This window comes from Haloarcula sp. H-hyl6, assembly GCF_056934455.1.
The window spans coordinates 832,104-849,287 of record NZ_JBRIIK010000002.1; the positions used below are offsets into that span (position 1 = coordinate 832,104).

The 17,184-nt window shown below is 65.6% G+C and carries 18 protein-coding genes; 9 read left to right on the forward strand and 9 right to left on the reverse strand.

Translation table 11 applies throughout. The annotated features are described in order from the left end of the window. Positions 1-157 precede the first annotated feature (157 nt). The gene (locus tag Hhyl6_RS17890) at positions 158-787 is read left to right on the forward strand and encodes a hypothetical protein (RefSeq protein WP_483740603.1); all 630 of its coding nucleotides are present in this window, start codon (positions 158-160) and stop codon (positions 785-787) included. A gap of 24 nt (positions 788-811) precedes the next feature. Here the strand turns inward: Hhyl6_RS17890 and Hhyl6_RS17895 are convergent, their stop codons facing one another. After that, positions 812-1,849 (reverse strand): tyrosine-type recombinase/integrase, encoded by a 1,038-nt coding sequence (locus Hhyl6_RS17895; protein WP_483740604.1) that lies wholly within the window; start codon positions 1,847-1,849, stop codon positions 812-814. Between the two features lie 501 nt (positions 1,850-2,350). On the opposite strand from Hhyl6_RS17895, the gene Hhyl6_RS17900 reads away from it, so the two are divergent. The 3 genes from Hhyl6_RS17900 to dinB all read left to right on the forward strand — a co-directional run bounded on the left by Hhyl6_RS17900 (position 2,351) and on the right by dinB (position 4,825). After that, positions 2,351-2,674 (forward strand): DUF7964 domain-containing protein, encoded by a 324-nt coding sequence (locus Hhyl6_RS17900; protein WP_483740605.1) that lies wholly within the window; start codon positions 2,351-2,353, stop codon positions 2,672-2,674. 222 nt (positions 2,675-2,896) lie between these two features. Continuing rightward, on the forward strand, positions 2,897-3,418 hold the full coding sequence (locus Hhyl6_RS17905) for a hypothetical protein (RefSeq protein ID WP_483740606.1): 522 nt from the start codon (positions 2,897-2,899) through the stop codon (positions 3,416-3,418). Positions 3,419-3,487: 69 nt separating this feature from the next. Continuing rightward, positions 3,488-4,825 (forward strand): DNA polymerase IV, encoded by a 1,338-nt coding sequence (gene dinB, locus Hhyl6_RS17910; RefSeq protein WP_483740607.1) that lies wholly within the window; start codon positions 3,488-3,490, stop codon positions 4,823-4,825. An 8-nt stretch (positions 4,826-4,833) separates the two neighbouring features. On the opposite strand, the gene Hhyl6_RS17915 is transcribed toward dinB, so the two are convergent. Continuing rightward, entirely contained in the window at positions 4,834-5,181 is a 348-nt protein-coding gene (locus tag Hhyl6_RS17915) for a hypothetical protein (protein ID WP_483740608.1), read from the reverse strand. A gap of 143 nt (positions 5,182-5,324) precedes the next feature. On the opposite strand from Hhyl6_RS17915, the gene Hhyl6_RS17920 reads away from it, so the two are divergent. Then, complete coding sequence (locus tag Hhyl6_RS17920; RefSeq protein WP_483740609.1) at positions 5,325-7,064, forward strand: helicase HerA domain-containing protein; 1,740 nt, start codon at positions 5,325-5,327, stop codon at positions 7,062-7,064. A 4-nt stretch (positions 7,065-7,068) separates the two neighbouring features. Here the strand turns inward: Hhyl6_RS17920 and tpiA are convergent, their stop codons facing one another. Beyond that, positions 7,069-7,716 carry a triose-phosphate isomerase gene (gene tpiA / locus Hhyl6_RS17925; RefSeq protein WP_483740610.1) on the reverse strand — a complete coding sequence of 216 codons (648 nt, stop codon included), beginning with the start codon at positions 7,714-7,716 and terminating at the stop codon, positions 7,069-7,071. A gap of 117 nt (positions 7,717-7,833) precedes the next feature. On the opposite strand from tpiA, the gene Hhyl6_RS17930 reads away from it, so the two are divergent. Then, entirely contained in the window at positions 7,834-8,391 is a 558-nt protein-coding gene (locus Hhyl6_RS17930; protein WP_483740611.1) for a response regulator transcription factor, read from the forward strand. On the opposite strand, the gene Hhyl6_RS17935 is transcribed toward Hhyl6_RS17930, so the two are convergent. Genes Hhyl6_RS17935 through hisC form a run of 4 tightly spaced genes read right to left on the reverse strand, consistent with a single transcriptional unit; the run spans position 8,388 to position 11,149 of the window. Continuing rightward, a complete protein-coding gene (locus tag Hhyl6_RS17935; RefSeq protein ID WP_483740612.1) occupies positions 8,388-8,915 on the reverse strand; it encodes a multiprotein bridging factor aMBF1 in 528 nt (175 codons plus the stop codon). The two genes, Hhyl6_RS17930 and Hhyl6_RS17935, sit on opposite strands and share 4 nt — an antisense overlap. A 43-nt stretch (positions 8,916-8,958) precedes the next feature. Further along, positions 8,959-9,567, reverse strand: coding sequence for a CDP-alcohol phosphatidyltransferase family protein (locus Hhyl6_RS17940; protein WP_483740613.1), 609 nt, complete (start codon positions 9,565-9,567; stop codon positions 8,959-8,961). After that, positions 9,564-10,070, reverse strand: a complete 507-nt coding sequence (locus Hhyl6_RS17945; RefSeq protein WP_483740614.1) for an adenylate kinase family protein — start codon at positions 10,068-10,070, stop codon at positions 9,564-9,566. Before Hhyl6_RS17945 ends, Hhyl6_RS17940 begins: the two co-directional genes overlap by 4 nt. Beyond that, positions 10,067-11,149 (reverse strand): histidinol-phosphate transaminase, encoded by a 1,083-nt coding sequence (hisC, locus tag Hhyl6_RS17950; protein ID WP_483740615.1) that lies wholly within the window; start codon positions 11,147-11,149, stop codon positions 10,067-10,069. The genes Hhyl6_RS17945 and hisC overlap by 4 nt, the downstream gene beginning before the upstream one ends. 146 nt (positions 11,150-11,295) lie before the next feature. Here hisC and Hhyl6_RS17955 point away from each other — a divergent pair, with 146 nt between their 5' ends. From Hhyl6_RS17955 to Hhyl6_RS17965, 3 genes are all read left to right on the forward strand, one after another. After that, entirely contained in the window at positions 11,296-11,994 is a 699-nt protein-coding gene (locus tag Hhyl6_RS17955) for a chemotaxis protein CheC (protein WP_483740616.1), read from the forward strand. Positions 11,995-12,052: 58 nt separating this feature from the next. Continuing rightward, the gene (locus Hhyl6_RS17960) at positions 12,053-12,508 is read left to right on the forward strand and encodes a transporter (RefSeq protein WP_483740617.1); all 456 of its coding nucleotides are present in this window, start codon (positions 12,053-12,055) and stop codon (positions 12,506-12,508) included. Between the two features lie 178 nt (positions 12,509-12,686). Further along, positions 12,687-14,636 carry a methyl-accepting chemotaxis protein gene (locus Hhyl6_RS17965; RefSeq protein ID WP_483740618.1) on the forward strand — a complete coding sequence of 650 codons (1,950 nt, stop codon included), beginning with the start codon at positions 12,687-12,689 and terminating at the stop codon, positions 14,634-14,636. A gap of 9 nt (positions 14,637-14,645) precedes the next feature. On the opposite strand, the gene Hhyl6_RS17970 is transcribed toward Hhyl6_RS17965, so the two are convergent. After that, positions 14,646-16,283: a GMC family oxidoreductase gene (locus Hhyl6_RS17970; RefSeq protein ID WP_483740619.1), complete on the reverse strand. Its 1,638-nt coding sequence runs from the start codon at positions 16,281-16,283 to the stop codon at positions 14,646-14,648. 72 nt (positions 16,284-16,355) lie between these two features. Then, positions 16,356-17,129 carry a fumarylacetoacetate hydrolase family protein gene (locus Hhyl6_RS17975; protein ID WP_483740620.1) on the reverse strand — a complete coding sequence of 258 codons (774 nt, stop codon included), beginning with the start codon at positions 17,127-17,129 and terminating at the stop codon, positions 16,356-16,358. Positions 17,130-17,184: the final 55 nt, after the last annotated feature.

The following is a 17,184-nucleotide window of genomic DNA, read 5'->3' on the forward strand; positions in this document are numbered from 1 at the left end:
CCGGGTGATTTGAACGCTCTCGTTTCCGCCAGCGTGCCGTCCTGCGGTAGTGTGGATTCGATATTGACTCAAATAATATTTCGGGTGAGCCTACCTCAAGTGGATTAATTCGGGTAATCCTATTATGTACTCCTGTGCTATGTGAGTTAGATTAGCGATGGTGGAGTATCAGCACGTAATGTATGCTTCAAAAGGGGCTGTGGAGCAAGTCTATTCGGAATTGTATGGTGATGTAGATGAGCTTCTGATTGAATCGGGGACAAGCGTTACAGGAACGGCAAAGGGGAAATTAGGAAAACTCTTAGCCACGATTTCCGGAGAATTTTCGGGCGAGCTAACAGAAGCGGAAATTAAGAAAATCAACTTTGACGATGATATGCGTAAAGCCAAGAAGTTAGCCAACGGCCTCATGTCTTCAAATGATATTCCTGATGTAGCTGACGTGTCGAGAGATAATCTGGAACTGAACCAATTGTATCGGTTCTCCTGTGAGGTAATGACGGTGCCATTTGAAAGCGAGATTGATGGGGAGAAATATATCGAGGTCTCCGGAGAGCAAAACGGAATACACTTTCGAGGGGATACATCCGTGGACAATTGGGGACTTAGAAGTCATATTATTCAGTCTGTACGTGCGGCAAAGCGAGACGACTCATACCAGTATCAAGGACTGATGTGGCCGCTGGCAGAGACAAGGAGAGAAGAGAGTCAGATTAGTTACGATGTTAATTACGTTCTGATTTGTGGGCCTGAAAGAGAACTTAGAAAGGAATGGTATGAGAGATAGTAGCTTCTTCGGTTACATCAATCTCTATTCGAGATACTGTCGCCTATTCTTCCGCGCCTGTTCCTCCGTCCGAGCGTCGTAGTGTTTGTCCAGTACCTCGACCGAAACATCGACGCGCTCCGAGAGTTTCTCTTTCGGCCACCCTCTATTGATATGGTCAGTGATGGAGCCGCGCCTGACGGGATGGAGTGAGACGGACGACGGACACGATGGCGACCTTTCCTTCTTTTGTGCCGCGTCACAGTCCTCAATTACTCGGCTGTGCGGGCAGTTCCCGCCGTGAACGCACGGTCTCGAGATGGCAACGATGTTCTTGTAGGCCCGCTGGCGGTAGAGCCGACCACTCGGGACGGTGAATAATGGCTCGCGTCCGTGGTCGTCGGTCGTGCCTTCTCGCCGCATAGCGATATAATCGTTCAGCGTCGTCGCCAACGAGTCCCGAATAGTAATGGCCCGCTCGCTCTTGTTTCCGTTTTTGAGCGGCGTTCCTGCTGACTCCCGATTCCGAAATCGGAGGACGTTATCACCGTGGTCTCGCGGCTCGAAGTCGTCAACGTCGAGCGACATGGCCCCACTAATCCGACAGCCAGTGAACCACATCGTCTGGAACAGCGCGTGATACAGGCTGGCGTAGTGGTAGGTGTCCATGTAGGCCAAGATACTCTCGGCTTCTCCGGCTCGCAGAACCTCGTCGCTCACCTTGCCATCACCGGGTACGGCAGGAACCTCGATTTTGTCGTAGGTTCCATACTCCACGAGGTCGGCGCTTTCCAGCCACTTGATGAACACCCGAAGGTGTTTGACGTTGTTGTGGACGGTAATGGGCTTCACCTCGTTCTGACGTTTCTGTTTCCACTTCTCAATGAGGAAGCCACCGATTTCGCCCGTGACTTCGACGCCGTGGTTCTCGCAGAACTCGACGAAACTCTCGGTCGGGTATTTGTACGCGCGAGCTGTGGACTCTTTCTGCGTCTTCTGTTTGTGTGTCAGGAAGTCTCGTCGGGCCTTCCGTAGCTGTACTACCTCTGACGGTTCGCGGTCTGGATTTGGGCTGAAGTCCATCTGTGGTTCCACCGCGACGGCTCCACTGGTGGCCAAAGGCGCGACCTTGGAGACAGGCCGGGCCGGAGACTCCTGCGCGAACGGAAGTGAGCGCATGGGGTCGGAGGCGAGTGAGCGGCGTCCGGTACGCCGCGAGCGAGTTCACCCCGCGAGCGTTCGCACAGCGTGCGGGCGCGAGCGTCGGGGGTGAATAATCCCTCCGACCCCATTCCTCTCTCATCGTTCGTAACGCCGCGTCACCGTCAGTCCAGCGACCTGCCGGTAATCGGGTCGGTCTGCGGTCGTCGGCAGTCGACTCGCCGAACCAGAACACTGATTGGGCACCTCCAGTTGGTGGTGAGTGGGGACCTGGTTGTGGTATAGTGCGCCAGTTCCCCTTTCTGTCGAGACCCGTCCCACCACGCCGTATCTCGAAGTCCCGAAGACGCCGTCGCGGCGGTGGAACGACACTTGCGACGAGTCCCGAAACGGCTTAGGGCGTCCTGTGGCGACACTGAACCGATGACCACAGTACGAGAGTCCCTCCCCGAGCGGCCTCTGTCGACGACGGAAGTGAAGGCGCTCGAAGCGCAACACGACTCTTACGGCGTCGCGCCCGTCGGCTTCTTCCCGGAACTGGACGTGGTGACGGCGTTCGTCGTCATCGTGGAGGGCGAACGCGGCTACAGTCTCGGCTTCGACAGGGACGCAGAACGGTGGGTCCTCGTCGAGCAGTTCGAGGACGGCGACGACTTCGCCGGGGTCACGGACCGGCTCAGGGCGTGGATGGGTGACGACTGGGACGACGTGACGCAAGAGACCGTCGAGTTCGACGACGTGGCGTGACGACCGCCGCAGTCCTATCACTCAGTCTGAACAAGATTGAAGTATCGTCGTGTGAAACGTTAGCATGGAGCCCCGAGCTCCCGGCGGGAACGACCGCCGTAGCTTCCGGGATTGGCATCGGCGGCCAACCATCGCCGGCGTGGCTTGGCCACCCCGCCGGCGTGCTTCTCGTTCCGAAACTCCGTCGGTAGCTTCAGGTGTATCTCGACCGAGAGCCACAGTATGAGTGTCCTGAGTGCGGTTCTCAGAGTCGGTGAGACGCCGCCGTTGGGCGCGGGGCTGGTCCCCCGCGTGGAGGCCCACCTGTACGCGGGCGGGCTACCCCGACTGGTCGCGTACCGCGTGACGGAGGGACCGGAACTCGACCGGGTTCCGGGGTCGTACGCGCCGGACTTCGAGGCGGCGCCGGCGTACCCGGTGACGGACCTGTTGCTGGCGCTTCCCGAGGCCCGGGCCCTCTCGTCGGTGGGCCAACGACTGGACGCACTCTCGACGAAGGCCGAGGCGAACTACGACCGGGACTTCGCCGCGATGGTGTTCACTTCCGACGTCCAGTGGGGGAGCGACGGCTACGGGCGCTTGTTCGAGGCTCGGAGTCAACTGGAGGCTCACTCCTTCGACGGACAGGTCACGGCGACGCTCACGCCCGCGGCGACGGCCGGACAGGAGCGCGCCGTTCGGGACAACCTCGACCGGATAGCCGGGGCGACCCGCGTCTACACGGCCGACGAAGGCAGAGAGTGAGCGAGCCAACGACGGTGACGAAGGGGAGTCGGGCAGAGAGGTTTTGACCCCGGCCGTGTACTCGTCGGTATGGACGGGTCGCGGCTACCGGGGACGCCTGCGACGGAGCAGGTGGTCGCACACGTGGACATGGACTGCTTCTACGCGGCCTGTGAACGCCGTCGGGAACCCGCGCTAGAAGGCGAACCGCTCGTCGTCGGCATGGGCTACGAGAACGGAGCGACGCACGGGGCCGTCGCCACGGCGAGTTACGAGGCCCGCGAGTACGGCGTGGAGTCGGCGATGGCCATCTCGGAGGCGCTGGAGCGGCTGCCCCGGAAGGTCGAGGCGGCCGACGACCCCGAACTGTCCGTCGAGGAGGCGGGGTTCTACCGCCCGGTGGACATGGACCACTACGAGTCCGTCGCCGCCGAGGTGAAGACCATTCTCCACGACGTGGCCGACGTAGTCAGGGAGGTCAGCATCGACGAGGCGTACCTGGACGTCACCGACGACGTGGACTGGGACGAGGTCGAGTCGTGGGCCGCCGACCTGAAAGCCACCATCGAGTCCGAGGTGGGGGTGGTGGCGAGCGTGGGCGTCGCGCCGACGATGAGCGCCGCGAAGGTGGCCAGCGACCGCGAGAAACCGGACGGCCTCGTGGTCGTCAGGCCCGGCGAAGTCACCGACTTCTTCGCTGACCTGCCTGTTGAGGAAGTCCACGGCGTCGGCCCGGTGACGGCCCGAGAACTCGCAGAACTGGGCGTCGAGACCGCAGGTGACCTAGCGACGGCCGACCCGGAGACGCTCGCCGCGCGGTTCGGCGAGCGCGGGCGCGAGATTCGGCGCTACGCCCGCGGCGAGGACACCCGGACGGTCACGCCCAAGGGCGACCCCAAGAGCCTCTCCCGGGAGTCGGCGTTCACGGAGGCCGTCACCGGCGGCGAGGAGAAGCGACGGAAGGTCAGGACGCTGGCAGAGGCCGTCGCCGACCGCGCCCACCGCAAGGGCGCTCGCTACCAGACCATCGGTATCAAGGTGGTCGAACCGCCGTTCGACGTGAACACCCGCGCTCGGTCGCTCCCCGGCCCCGTCGACGACGCGGCCCTCGTCGAATCGGTGGCGCTGGACCTACTGACCGAGTTCGAGGACGACCCGGTGCGCAAGGTCGGGGTCCGCGTCTCGAACCTCGACTTCTCCGCCGGCGAGCAGGCGAGTCTCACCGGCTTCAACGGGGCAGACTCGTCCGGGTCCGTGGCCGATACCTGCCGTACCCGCGGCGAGGGGCGGGACGACGAGGATGGGGACGGGCAGGTTGCGCTGACCGACTTCGACGCCGGGGAGGGCGACGCGTCGACGGCCACCGACTCCGAAACACGGGCCCCCGACGGCCCTGACGGGCAGGCCTCGCTGGGCGACTTCGACTGACCCGCCGCTCAGGAGACGCCGTTTTCGAGGTTCTCCAGCAACTTCCCGACGAACAGGCCCGCTCGCGGGGAGAGCGTGTCCTCGTCGCCGACCGCACGGGGGTGGGCCGCGAGGGTCTGGACGAACCGCTCGCTGTGGGTCATCGCGTTGCAGATGTCCACCACGTCCACCACCATCCCCTCGTCGTCCGTCTCCATCTCCGGGTACCGCTCCTTCTCGGCGTCGCTGTAGCTAATCGTCCACGCCGGCCCCCCGACGGCGTCGAGGACGTCCGCGAGCGCCGCCACTTCGATGGGGCCGTCACCGCTCCCGACGTAGACGACGCCGTCCTCGACGTGGGTGTCGTAGCGCGTCATGCGGTGGTCACGGCCGCTATCGGACGGTGGACGGCCAGCCAGATAGCCCTTGCTCACGTTTCACACGGTGGACTGGTCGAACGGCTGACTAGCGTCTGACGGAGAGTTATGGGCCGTGCGGTGGTCTGTCTCCACAAGAACGCATGGCAGAGACTGAACACATCACCGTCGCGGACACGAGTGCGGGTCCCGGTGGGACGGAGGACGCGGGCCAGTCTGTCGACATTCCCGTGGTGGAACTGCTGACCGGTCGGGGGTTCATCACCGGCAAGTCAGGGTCGGGGAAGTCGAACACCGCGAGCGTCGTCGCCGAGAAGTTGCTCGACAACGGCTTCGGCCTCCTCATCGTCGACATCGACGGCGAGTACTACGGTCTGAAAGAGGAGTACGAGATTCTCCACGTCGGCGGCGACGAGGAGTGCGACATTCAGGTCACCGAGGAACACGCCGGCAAGATAGCCTCGCTGGCGCTCGAACAGAACGTCCCCATCATCCTCGACGTCTCCTCGTTCTTGGACGAGGAGGAGGCCGAGGCCCTCCTGACCGCGGTCTCCCGGCAACTGTTCGCCAAGGCGAAAAAGCAGAAACAGCCGTTCCTGATGCTCGTCGAGGAGTGCCACGAGTGGATTCCCGAGAAGGGCGGGATGGGCGAGGTGGGCAAGATGCTCATCAAAATCGGCAAGCGGGGCCGCAAGCACGGCCTCGGAATCGTCGGCATCAGCCAGCGACCCGCCGACGTCAAGAAGGACTATATCACCCAGTGCGACTGGTTAGTGTGGCACAGGCTGACGTGGAACAACGACACGAAGGTCGTCGGACGCATCCTCGACAACAACTACGCGGACGCCGTCGAGGACTTAGACGACGGCGAGGCGTTCATGATGACCGACTGGGCAGAACAGGTCCGCAGGGTCCAGTTCCACCGCAAACAGACGTTCGACGCGGGCGCGACGCCGGGCCTCGACGACTTCGAGCGCCCGGAACTGAAGTCCGTCAGCGACGACTTGGTCTCCGAACTGGAGACCATCAGCGAGGAGAAGCAGGCCACGGAGAACCGCATCAAGGAACTCCGCGAGGAACTGGACAAGAAGAACTCCCGCATCGCCGAACTGGAGACGGAACTGCAGGACGCCCGGGACCTCCAACGGATGGCCGAGCAGTTCACCGAGGCGCTGGTCGGCCACGTCGAGGGGTACAATCCGGGGCGCACCGCACAGGAGGAGATGCGCCGCCAGCGCGAGCGCCTGTCGGGGACGCCGGCCGAGGCGTCCGAGGACTCGGCGACGACGGAAACCCCCGACCCGCCGGCGGACGCAACTTCCGGCGGCGGATTCGGCGACGCGTTCAGCGCCTTCGCAGACGACGGGGTGGCGATGAACGGCGGGAGCGACGACGCCGGGCCCGCCACGAACGGGTCGACGGCCAACGGGGCCGCGACGAACGGCCACGCCGGCGAGGAGAGCGACGCCGACGCGGCACTCGCCGCCGCGGTGGCGGCAATCGAGGACGAGGAAGACGAGGCGGATTCGGCGGACGACGAGGATACCGGCCGACCGGCGGTCGTCGCGGACGTCGTCGCCGACCTCCGCGAGATGGGCGGGAAGACCCGGCGGATGCTCGCCTACTACCGTGAACAGGGGCCGGGGACGCCCCTGAACGCGCACTTCTCCGCCGGCGGGTCGGGCGACCGGACCGCGGCGTACGCGCGAAACCGGACCCTGCGACTGCGCGGCCTCGTCGAGCACGTCGGTCGGGGGAAGTACGACTACCGACTCCGGGCGCTGGTCAGCGAGGAGAGCGAGGCGACGCTGGACGAGGAGACTATCGAGGAGTACGCCGCGCGAATCGAGCGCGAGGCGTTCGACGGACAGGACGAGGCCTGACCGGTCAGTTCAGCGGTTCGACGAGGTCTTCGAGCGCGGCCCGCGGGTCGTCCGCCTTCGCGACGCCGCTGGCCAGCAAGACGCCGGTCGCACCGAGGTCCGACGCCGAGACGAGGTCCTCGCCGGTCGAGATGCCGGCCCCGCAGAGCACGTCCACGTCGCCGTCGACGCGCGCGGCGGCGTCGACAGCACCGGTCACGATGTCGGGGTCGGCCTTGCTGACGGGCGTGCCGGTGCCGATGAGTTCCGGCGGTTCGACGGCGACGGCGTCCGGGCCGAGGGCCGCGGCCGCGCCGATTTGGTCGGGGTTGTTCGCACAGACGATGGTTTCGAGGTCCGCCCGCTCGGCCGCGTCCAGCGAGGCGTCGATGTCGGCGAGTTTGAGGCGGTTCTCGGAGTGGTTGAGCAGGGTCCCGACCGCGCCGGCGTCGGCGACCGCTTCGGCGAGGGTGCTGCCCGTGTGGCTCCCGTGTTCGTTCGGGCTGACGTGCTGGGCCCACGTCTCGACGCCCGTGTCGGCCACGGCGTCGATGTGGGCAGCCTGCGGCGCGACGGCCACGCGGACGCCGGAGTCGTCGGCGACGTCGGCCGCGGCGGTTGCTACTTCGATTGGGTCGCACGGGTACGCTTTGAGGTTGACGAGTACGAACATACACACCTCACCGGAGGCCGGCGGCAAATAGGTTGCGAGCGAGGGATTGGCACGGTCCGCCAGACGGCATGAGTGAGCGTTAAGACGCTGGACTCGAAAGACCCCGAGAGACAAGCCGTGACCTCCGGGGACGAGACGCCGACTGTACTCATCGTCGAAGACGAACAGCACCTCGCGGACCTCTACACCGACTACCTCACCGACCGGTACGACGTCCAGACGGCGTACAGCGGCGAGGAGGGCATCGCCATGCTGTCGTCCGACGTCGACGTGGTGCTTCTGGACCGACGGATGCCGGTCGTCTCCGGCAACGAGGTACTGGCCGAAATCGAGGAGCGCGGCCTCGAGTGCCGAGTGGCGATGGTGACCGCGGTCAACCCCGACTTCGACATCATCGACATGGGCGTCGACGACTACCTCGTCAAGCCGGTGACCCGCGAGGACCTGACCGACGTGGTCGAGCGACTGGACAAGATTGCGACCTACAACGACCAACTCCAGAAGCTCACTTCGCGGAAACTGAAGCGCAACGTCCTGCAGGTCGAGAAGACCCAGACCGAACTGGACGGGAGCGAGCAGTACCAGCGACTCCAGTCGGAGATAGCCGACATCGAGAAACGGGTCGACGCGCTCGCCGCCGAGTTAGACGTCGAAGAGCAGGACCTTCGGCTCTAGTCTTTCCGCTCGACCACGTCTCCGAGGGTGTACTCCCCGCTGCTGCTGCCCCCCGACCACTCGGTGTCGTCGGTCCCACCGCCGGCGCTCAAGTCGATGCCGAGCGCGCGCTCTATCTTCTCGCGGACGTCGTCGCTGGGCAGCGAGTTGCCCTGTTCGAGTTTTCGGATGAGGCTGGCCTTCTCGTTGAGTTGCTTTGCGAGGTCGGCCTGACTCAGCCCCTTCGACTCGCGTGCCTGTCGAATCTGGTCGTCGAAGTCCTGTGCTATCTCGTCCATCTCGTCGAACATGTCCCGCCGGCGACCGCCGCCGGACGAGGAGGTCGACGAAGACGACGAAGACGAGGACGACCCCCCGCTACTCGACGACGTCGAGTACTTGGTCGACGTGGACGACGAGGAGTCCTGCGTCTTCACCTCGGTACCGAAGTCGGTACACTCGTCGCAGACGTCGAGTTCAGCGCCCTCGATTTTCACGCGGTTGGGAGACGAGACCTCCTTCCCGCACATCTCGCACTGTACCATACAGCGGGGTTGGAGAGGGCACGGTATAAATGGTGCGTTGGGCTCAGTCCAGCGCCTGCATCGAGTAGTAGAACCGCTGCAGCGCGGTGACGTGTCCGACGACGGCGAAGACGACGAGGAGCCAACCCACGAGCGTCAGGGCGAGCACCGACGGGTTGACGAACGCTGCGACGCCGGTGACGACGCCGACGAGGGCCAGGCGGTCCGCTCGACCGAGCAGACCGCCGTAGACGCGGTCCAGACCGACCGCCTGCGCCTGCGTCCCGAGGTAAGAGGTCATGAGGACGCCCGTGACGGCGGCGATGCCCAGCACCCACCGGTCCAGACCGGCCGCGAGACCGACGATGATGACGATGTCGGCGTAGCGGTCCAACACGTGGTCCAGCAAGTCCCCTGCGTCGGAGGCCACGTTCATCTCGCGTGCCAGCGCACCGTCGACGAGGTCCAGCCACCCGTTCAGGAAGACGAGGACGGCACCGGCGAGGTAGAGGAGCGAGTCACCCGAGGCGAGGGCGTAGACGCCGCCGGCCGCCCCGGCGAGGAGGAACGCGATGACGCTGACGCCGTTCGGCGAGAGTCCCACCGACTTCGCGGCCCCGACGAACGGGCCGAGCGCACGGTCGGCGACCGAGCGGAACCTGTCCAGCGTCATAGCCAGTCGACGTAGGAGACGGTGCCGGCGCTCGGTTCGACCGCGTCCGCGAGGACCGCTTCGACGGCGTCGGCCACCTCGTCCGGGTCGCGGTCGGTCGTGTCTATCTCGTAGACGTTCTCGGTGCCGTGGCGGTGGACGGCCTCGGAGAGAATCACGTCGAGCGCCTCGGACTCGGCGTTCTCGTAGGCCTTCGAGTCCGAGTCGCCCCGTCCGCGCAACCGCTCGACGACGGTGTCGGGGTGGGCCCGCAGGACGAGTACGCGGTCGGCCTCGAAGTTGTGGGCCAGATGCGACTCGAACAGTACGTCGTCGCGACCGTCCAGCCAGTCGGCGACGGCGTCCATGTCCGCGACGAGGCTCCCGCGCTCCTCGTCGCGGCCCGTCGAGAACCCCTCCTCTTTGATGACCTCGTTGAGGTGGAGCACGTCGAGGTCCGTCTCGAGCAGGTCCGTCGCCGTCGTCTTGCCCGTGCCCGGTGTCCCGGTGACAGCGACTCTCACGCCTCGACCACCTCGATGACCTCGTTCAGGACCGAGACGGCGTGTTCGGTGTCCTCCTCGGTGCCGCAGGTGATGCGGATGCACTCGGGGAGGCCGAACGACGAGCAGTCGCGGACGATGACGCCCTCCTCCTGTGCGGCTTCGGCGACGGCCGACGCGTCACCGACCTCCGCGAGGACGAAGTTCCCCGCGCTGTCCCACGTGTCGGCCGCCAAGTTGTCGTGGATGTACTCGCGGGCCCACGCGGCTGTCTCGACGGAGCGCTCGACGTGTTCGTCGTCGGCGAGGGCCGCGAGGCCGGCCCGGCAGGCCAGTTCGCTGGCCGAGAACGGCGTGTTGATGCGGGCGTACGCGTCGGCCCACGCATCAGGGACGAGCGCGTAGCCGAGGCGGACGCCGGCCAGTCCGTACGCCTTCGAGAACGTCCGCAGGAGCGCCACGTCGTCCCGTTCGTCGAGTAGCGACCGCTTGCTCGGCGAGTCGCTGAACTCGCCGTAGGCCTCGTCGACGAGGACCAGCGTCTCCTCGTCCGTCTCCTCGGCGATGGTCCGGACCGCGTCGGTGGCGAACTCCGCGCCCGTCGGGTTGTGTGGGCTGGTCAGGTAGACGATGCGCTCGCCGTCGTAGTCTTTCAGCACGGTGTCGGCCGTCTGTGCGAAGTCCTCGGCCTTCGACAGCGAGTACTCGTTGACCTCGCCGTGGTGGTAGCGCGCGCTCATCGCGTAGTAGGCGAAGCCGGGGTCCGGGACGAGTACCTCGTCGCCGGGTTCCAGCATCGCCCGGGCGAGACAGTCGAGCGCCCCGTCGCCGCCGTTCGAGAGCCACACCTGTTCCGCGTCCACGTTCCACTTCGAGGCGAGTTCCTCGACGAGGTCCGCGTGAGAGGACTTCGGATAGGAGTGCATTCGCTCGGCGGCGTCGCGGATGGCGTCGACGGACCGCGGACTCGGGCCGAACATGTTCTCGTTCGACGCGAGTTTCACCATCTCGTCCGGGTCGAGACCGAGTTCCCGGGCGACTTCCTCGATACCGCGGCCCGCCCGGTAGACAGTGTGAGCGGAGAGGTCCCGTGGTTCCATGGATGTGCCAAGCGGGTGGGGCGGCTTAAGCGTGCCCACCTGTCGAGGCCGGCGACCGGTCAACTCGCCTCGTCCGCGACGCACCGCGTTCGTTTCAGGGCCACCGAAAGACAATAATACGGTGTACCATGACATGGCGATAGGCGATGCCACTCCTCATCGACGTCCGGAAACTGACCGTCATCAACCGCCTCATCAAGGAGGGGTCCGAGAGCGTGGCGGACTCACTGTCGACGCTGGCCGGCGTCGACGCCGCCGTCGATATAAAGAGCCTCTCGTTCGTCCAACCCGGTGACATCCCCACGGAGATGGGGAGCGGGGAGATATACAGCGCTCGCGTCAGACTCGCCGAACCGCCCTACGGCGTCTTCATGATGACGTTCTCGACGGAGACGGCCGCCGAGATAGCCCAGTTGATGACGGGGATGGAAGTCGAGTCCGAGTTCACCCAACTCCACGAGTCGGCGATGCAGGAGATGTGTAACATCCTCACCTCCGGGTTCATCGACGGCATCGCGAACACGTTGGAGACGACCATCGACATGGGTACCCCCACCGTCGAACAGGCCGAGGCGACGGCCGTCGCCGACGACGCTCTCTCCCACGTCCGCCGGGACTCGCTGACCATCGTGTTGGACTCGCTGGTCGACATCGAGGACAGCGACGTGGCCTTCTCGCTCCGCATCTTCCTCGTTCCGGACCCGGGGTCGTTCGTCCATCTCATCGACCAGTTGGACCGCGACGCCGAGGGCGGTCGGCCGACGACCGCCGAGACGGCGGACGTACGGGACCTGGAGATGGGCGGCGAGGTGCAGGCCTTCGAGGACGCCTTCGACGGTTCCTGACGGCTGGACGCCTGCCGATTTCGGGGCGTTCAAGACCCCCGCGTCCAACCCCACGAGCATGAGCGCTGTCGACGCCGCGGTTTTCGCGACGCACCTGATTTTCGCGGGCCTCTGGTCCGGGAGCGTACTGTTCACCACCTACGCCGTCCTCCCGACGGCGATGGACGGCAACACACGGCCCGGCCCACTGTCGACCGTGACGGGGAAACTGCAGACCGTCTCGCGGGCCAGCGCCCTCCTACTGTTCGTCACCGGCGGCCACCTCGCCGCGACGCGGTACACGCCGACGTCGCTGACGGGGACCGGCAAAGGACACCTCGTCGTCACGATGGTCGTCCTCTGGTTCGCGCTGGCCGGACTGGTCGAAGTCGGGACGTCGAAACTCTCGGACGGGTTCGCACAGCAGAAGGTCCGAGAACCCGCCCGCAACGCCCGGCCGTTCCTCCTCGGGGCGTCGCTGGTCGCCGTCCTCCTCCTCGTCAACGCCGGAGCCATCCTCGGCCTGTACTACTGAGGGCACCAGCGAACCCCGCTCTGCGGAGGTGGCTCGGGAACACGGAAGCGGGGTAGACCAGCCGTAGATTCCCATGTTGCCACTCCAGACTGCCGTAGTATAAAATTGACAACAATACCATTACTACCTGTGATAGTGGGGCAGAAACAACTTTCTTCACGCTATCCGCGGAACACGTATGAGCGATACGACCAGTCCAGCGACCGACCGTCTAGGCGGCGGTAACTCGGCAGGGAGAGTTCGGGAGTTCGTGCGATACATTCCGGCAGGCGACACGATTCCCGACCAGACGTGGCGAAACCGTCACCGGAACATCCTCCTGTTCATTCTCCTCAACGTACCGTTTCTCCTGTTGCTGGGACTGTACGAAGGGACGGAGTCGCTGGTCACCGGGGCGACGATTCCGGCGATTCCGCTGACGACCGTCCTGTTCGAACTCGGCATCGTCGTCGGCATCGCCGGCTTAGCGACCCTCCCGCGCCTCGGACGGCGGGTCCGGACCGCACTGGCGTCGACGGCCCTCCTCTCCTGTTCCGTCGTCCTCGTCCACTTCTCTGGCGGGTTCATCGAGGCACACTTCTACTTCTTCGTCGGGATGGCGGTCATCGCCGTCTACGAGGACTGGGTACCGTTCGCGCTCGGCATCGGCTACGTCGTCCTCACGCACGGCATCTTCGGGATGATAAACCCCGAACGCGTGTACAACCACACGGCGGCCATCCAAAACCCGTGGGTGTGGGGACTCATCCACGGCGTGTTCGTTCTGGGACTGGCCGGTGCGCTGATGGCCCACTGGTACTCGACAGAGCAGTCCCGCGAGGAGGCCCAGCAGAAACTGGCAGAGGTGCGCGAGAAGACCGAACAGGTCGAGAACCTCGAAGCCAAGCGCGAGCAGATAGCCGCCGAGAAGGCCGAGGCCGAGGAACTGAAGGCCGAGGCCGAGGCCAGACAGGCGGAGGTCGAAGAACTGGTCACCCACCTCGAAACGAAGGCCGACGCCTACAGCGCCGCGATGGCACAGGCCGCCGAGGGTGACCTGACCGTCCGGTTGGACCCCGAGAGCGAGAGCGAGGCCATGAGCCAGATAGCGGAGTCGTTCAACGAGATGCTCGACGAGACGGCGTCGGCGATGCAGGAGATACAGTCGTTCGCCGAGACGGTCACGACGACGAGCGAGGAAGCCGACACCGGGACCGCAGAGGCACGACAGGCCAGTGAGGAAGTGGGAGAGGCCATCCAAGAGATAGCCGGCGGGGCGACCGAACAGCGGGAGATGCTCGAACAGGTATCCGGGGAGATGACCGACCTGTCGGCGACGGTCGAGGAGGTCGCCGCCTCCGCCGAGACGGTCGCACAGCGGTCCCACGAGACCACCGAAATCGCCGAAGACGGCGAGCGGACGGCGACCGACGCCATCGAGGACGCCCGGGACGTGCAGGACGCAATCGACGCGACGGTTGAGAACGTCGAGGCCCTCGAAGAACAGATGGCAGAAATCGGGGACATCATCGAACTCATCAGCGACGTCGCGGAGCAGACGAACATGCTGGCACTGAACGCGAACATCGAGGCGGCACGCGCCGGCGACGGTGGGAGCGGAAACGGCTTCGCCGTCGTCGCGAACGAGGTGAAGCAGTTGGCAGAGGAGACCCAGGCGTCCGCAACCGAGATAGAGCAACTCATCGAGCAGACCCAGAGGCAGACAGAGACGACGGTCGAACGCGCGCGAGAGGCCGACCGCTACATGGAGGAGAGCGTGACGGCGGTACAGGACGTCCTCGACGCGTTCGGACAGGTCGCCGAGAACGCCGAGGAGACGGACGACGGCATCCAAGAGATACGCGACACGACCGAGGACCAAGCCGCGAGCACCGAGGAGGCGGCCTCGATGGTCGAGGAGGTCACCGACATCAGTCAGACGACGGCCACCGAGGCGGAGAACGCCTCCGCGGCCGCCGAGGAACAGGCGGCCTCCATGTCGCAGGTGAGCGCGAACGTCGAGTCGCTCAGCGAACAGGCCGACCGTCTCCGGACGCTGTTGGCGTCGTTCGACGTCGGGACGGGTACCCAGCGAGAACCCGGTAGTCGTGCGACGGCCGTGGTGGAAGACGGCGGCGAACGGAAGTGACGACCCGGCTCAGAGCCGTTCGGCGACGTGGTCGGCGCACTTCAGCGCGAGAGCCCCGATGGTGAGCGTCGGGTTCAGCGACCCGGCGGTGACGAATACCGACGACGACGCCACAGAGAGGTTCGCCACGTCGTGAGTCCGTAACTGCGGGTTCACGACGCTCGTCTCGGGGTCGGTCCCCATCCGAGTCGTCCCCATGTGGTGGTAGGCCGGGCCGGACCCCTCGCCGTCCGGGCCGGCGGTCCACGAGATATCGACGCCCAGTTCGCGGAGAATCGCGTGCTGGACGTCGTTGGCACGGCCCATCGACCGCCGGACTCGTCCTCCCCACGACCACTCGATGTCGGGCACGGGATTGCCGTGGTCGTCCGTCGTCGACGTGTCGAGGGTCACGCGGTTCTCCTTTCTGGGCGGTTGGCCGACGAGTCCGCCCATGGCGATGCTGTTGCCGTACGCGTCGCGGAGACCGCCCAGTAACGCGTCGCCCCACTCGTCGGCCGAGAGGGCCAACTCGACGGGCGAGGGGCCGGCGTAGTTCAGGAACTCCAGTTTGATGGGCGAAAGCGGGTCTGTGGTGCCCGGAACCACCGTCTCGCCGTCTGCGACCCGTTCGACGGCCTGTCCGGGGTCGTCGTAGAACTGGTGGCACTCGCTCGTGATGAACCCGACGTGGTTCTGCCGGGTGCGCTGGTCCAGCGTTCCGCCCGCGCCGACGAAGAGGTGGTCCATGAAGTACCGACCGACGAGGCCCGAGGAGTTGGCGAGGCCGTCCGGGTGGTCCGCCGAACGCGAGAGCAAGAGGAGACGGGGAATCTCGACGCCGCCGGCCGCGAGGACGAACTCGCGGGCCGCCTGTCGGTGTTCGGTCCCGTCGGGCGTCGCGTAGACGGCGGCGGTCACGCGGCCCTCACCGTCAGTTTCGAGGCGCTGGACAGGGGCCCTGTCGACGACCGTCGCGCCCTCCGATTCGGCGTCCTCGACGTGGACGCTCGCGTCGTACTTCGCCCCCGAGGGACAGACGGGTTGACAGGTGCCGTACCCGACACAGGGTCCGCGTCCGTCGTAGGACTCGGAGTTGCGAGCGTTGGGCACCGCGTGCATCGAGATACCCAGCGACTCGCAGGCCTCGGCGAACAGCGAGTCGCTGTAGGACGGCGGGAATCCCGGGAGTGGGTACGGCCCATCTCGGGGCGGCGCGAACGGGTTGTCGGCGTCGCCGGCCACGCCCATCGCTCGCTCCGCCTCGGCGTAGTAGGGCCGCAGGTCGTCGTAGCTAATCGGCCACGCCGGGTCGTCGTTGTCGTGGCCCCCGTCGAAGTCGGTGGGGTGGAGGCGCATCACCATCCCCTGCCAGTGGAGCGTCGACCCGCCGACGCCCTTCACGCGGGCGGCGTTGAGCGGGTAGTACTGCTCGCCGCTGGCCGAGAACGCGTCCCGCGGCCCGCCCATGTCCCAGACGGACCCGCCGTGGGCGGGCCGGATTGCCTCCTCCATCCGTCGCTCTCGCTCGTCGGCGTCGAACCGCGGACCGGCCTCCAGAACGACCACGTCGCGGCCGTCGCTGGCGAGTCTGCTGGCGACGAGCGCCCCCGCCGGTCCGGCACCGACGACGCAGACGTCCGCCCGTGACTCCGGCGTACGGTCCATCTCGCCAGCGGTTAGGCGAGCCTAAACTTAGGCGTTGTCATCGCAGAACGGGCGGGCGGACGGGGCCGAGAGTCAGGGAATCTTCACGGAGTGTTTCAGCGTGCCGATGCCCTCTACCTCTATCTCCACCTCGTCGCCGTCTTCGAGCGGACCGACGCCCTCCGGCGTCCCGGTGGCGATGACGTCGCCGGGTTCGAGGGTCATGTATTCGGTTATCTCGGCGATTAGTTCCTCGACGGAGAAGATGAGGTGGTCCCGGGAGGAGGACTGCTTGACCTCGCCGTTGACGCGGCTCTCGATTGTCGCGTCCTCGGGGACGTGTTCCGGCGTCGCCACGAGGGGGCCGATGGGGCAGGAGTTGTCGAAGGCCTTCCCGCGGACCCAGTTCTGTTCGACGTTCTGGTCGTCGCGGTTCGAGATGTCGTTGAGACAGGTGTAGCCGGCGACGACGTCCATCGCGCCCGACTCGCTGACGTTCTTGCACTGCTCGCCGATGACGACGCCGAGTTCCGCCTCGAAGTCGATGCGTTCCTTCCCCGAGGGGAGCGTGAGGTGACTGCCGTGGGAGGCGACGGAGTTCGGAGCCTTCAGGAACAGCATCGGCCGGTCCGGGACGTCGTTGCCCATCTCGTCGGCGTGGTCGGCGTAGTTGCGGCCGATACAGACGATTTTGGTCGGCTCACACGGCGGCAGGATGTCCACGTCCTCGGGAGCGTACGTCTCGTCCCCGAAGGCGATGCGACCGTAGGGGCCTGCGGCCGCGGTGACGACTGGTTCGCCGTCCTCGACGGTCCAGCGGCCGCCGCGGACGTTCCCCGCCGAGTCGCGGAATCGAACGCGCTTCATGCCTCTGACGACTCGGGGCCGACGGATAAGCGTTTAGGAGGGGTGGGCCGCCTGC

Bases quoted from the DNA above. Each gene is read 5' to 3' on its own strand.
- Hhyl6_RS17890 (WP_483740603.1), top strand. From the start codon at position 158: ATGGTGGAGTATCAGCACGTAATGTATGCTTCAAAAGGGGCTGTGGAG.
- Hhyl6_RS17895 (WP_483740604.1), bottom strand. From the start codon at position 1,849: ATGGACTTCAGCCCAAATCCAGACCGCGAACCGTCAGAGGTAGTACAG.
- Hhyl6_RS17900 (WP_483740605.1), top strand. From the start codon at position 2,351: ATGACCACAGTACGAGAGTCCCTCCCCGAGCGGCCTCTGTCGACGACG.
- Hhyl6_RS17905 (WP_483740606.1), top strand. From the start codon at position 2,897: ATGAGTGTCCTGAGTGCGGTTCTCAGAGTCGGTGAGACGCCGCCGTTG.
- dinB (WP_483740607.1), top strand. From the start codon at position 3,488: ATGGACGGGTCGCGGCTACCGGGGACGCCTGCGACGGAGCAGGTGGTC.
- Hhyl6_RS17915 (WP_483740608.1), bottom strand. From the start codon at position 5,181: ATGACGCGCTACGACACCCACGTCGAGGACGGCGTCGTCTACGTCGGG.
- Hhyl6_RS17920 (WP_483740609.1), top strand. From the start codon at position 5,325: ATGGCAGAGACTGAACACATCACCGTCGCGGACACGAGTGCGGGTCCC.
- tpiA (WP_483740610.1), bottom strand. From the start codon at position 7,716: ATGTTCGTACTCGTCAACCTCAAAGCGTACCCGTGCGACCCAATCGAA.
- Hhyl6_RS17935 (WP_483740612.1), bottom strand. From the start codon at position 8,915: ATGGTACAGTGCGAGATGTGCGGGAAGGAGGTCTCGTCTCCCAACCGC.
- Hhyl6_RS17940 (WP_483740613.1), bottom strand. From the start codon at position 9,567: ATGACGCTGGACAGGTTCCGCTCGGTCGCCGACCGTGCGCTCGGCCCG.
- hisC (WP_483740615.1), bottom strand. From the start codon at position 11,149: ATGGAACCACGGGACCTCTCCGCTCACACTGTCTACCGGGCGGGCCGC.
- Hhyl6_RS17955 (WP_483740616.1), top strand. From the start codon at position 11,296: ATGCCACTCCTCATCGACGTCCGGAAACTGACCGTCATCAACCGCCTC.
- Hhyl6_RS17960 (WP_483740617.1), top strand. From the start codon at position 12,053: ATGAGCGCTGTCGACGCCGCGGTTTTCGCGACGCACCTGATTTTCGCG.
- Hhyl6_RS17965 (WP_483740618.1), top strand. From the start codon at position 12,687: ATGAGCGATACGACCAGTCCAGCGACCGACCGTCTAGGCGGCGGTAAC.
- Hhyl6_RS17970 (WP_483740619.1), bottom strand. From the start codon at position 16,283: ATGGACCGTACGCCGGAGTCACGGGCGGACGTCTGCGTCGTCGGTGCC.
- Hhyl6_RS17975 (WP_483740620.1), bottom strand. From the start codon at position 17,129: ATGAAGCGCGTTCGATTCCGCGACTCGGCGGGGAACGTCCGCGGCGGC.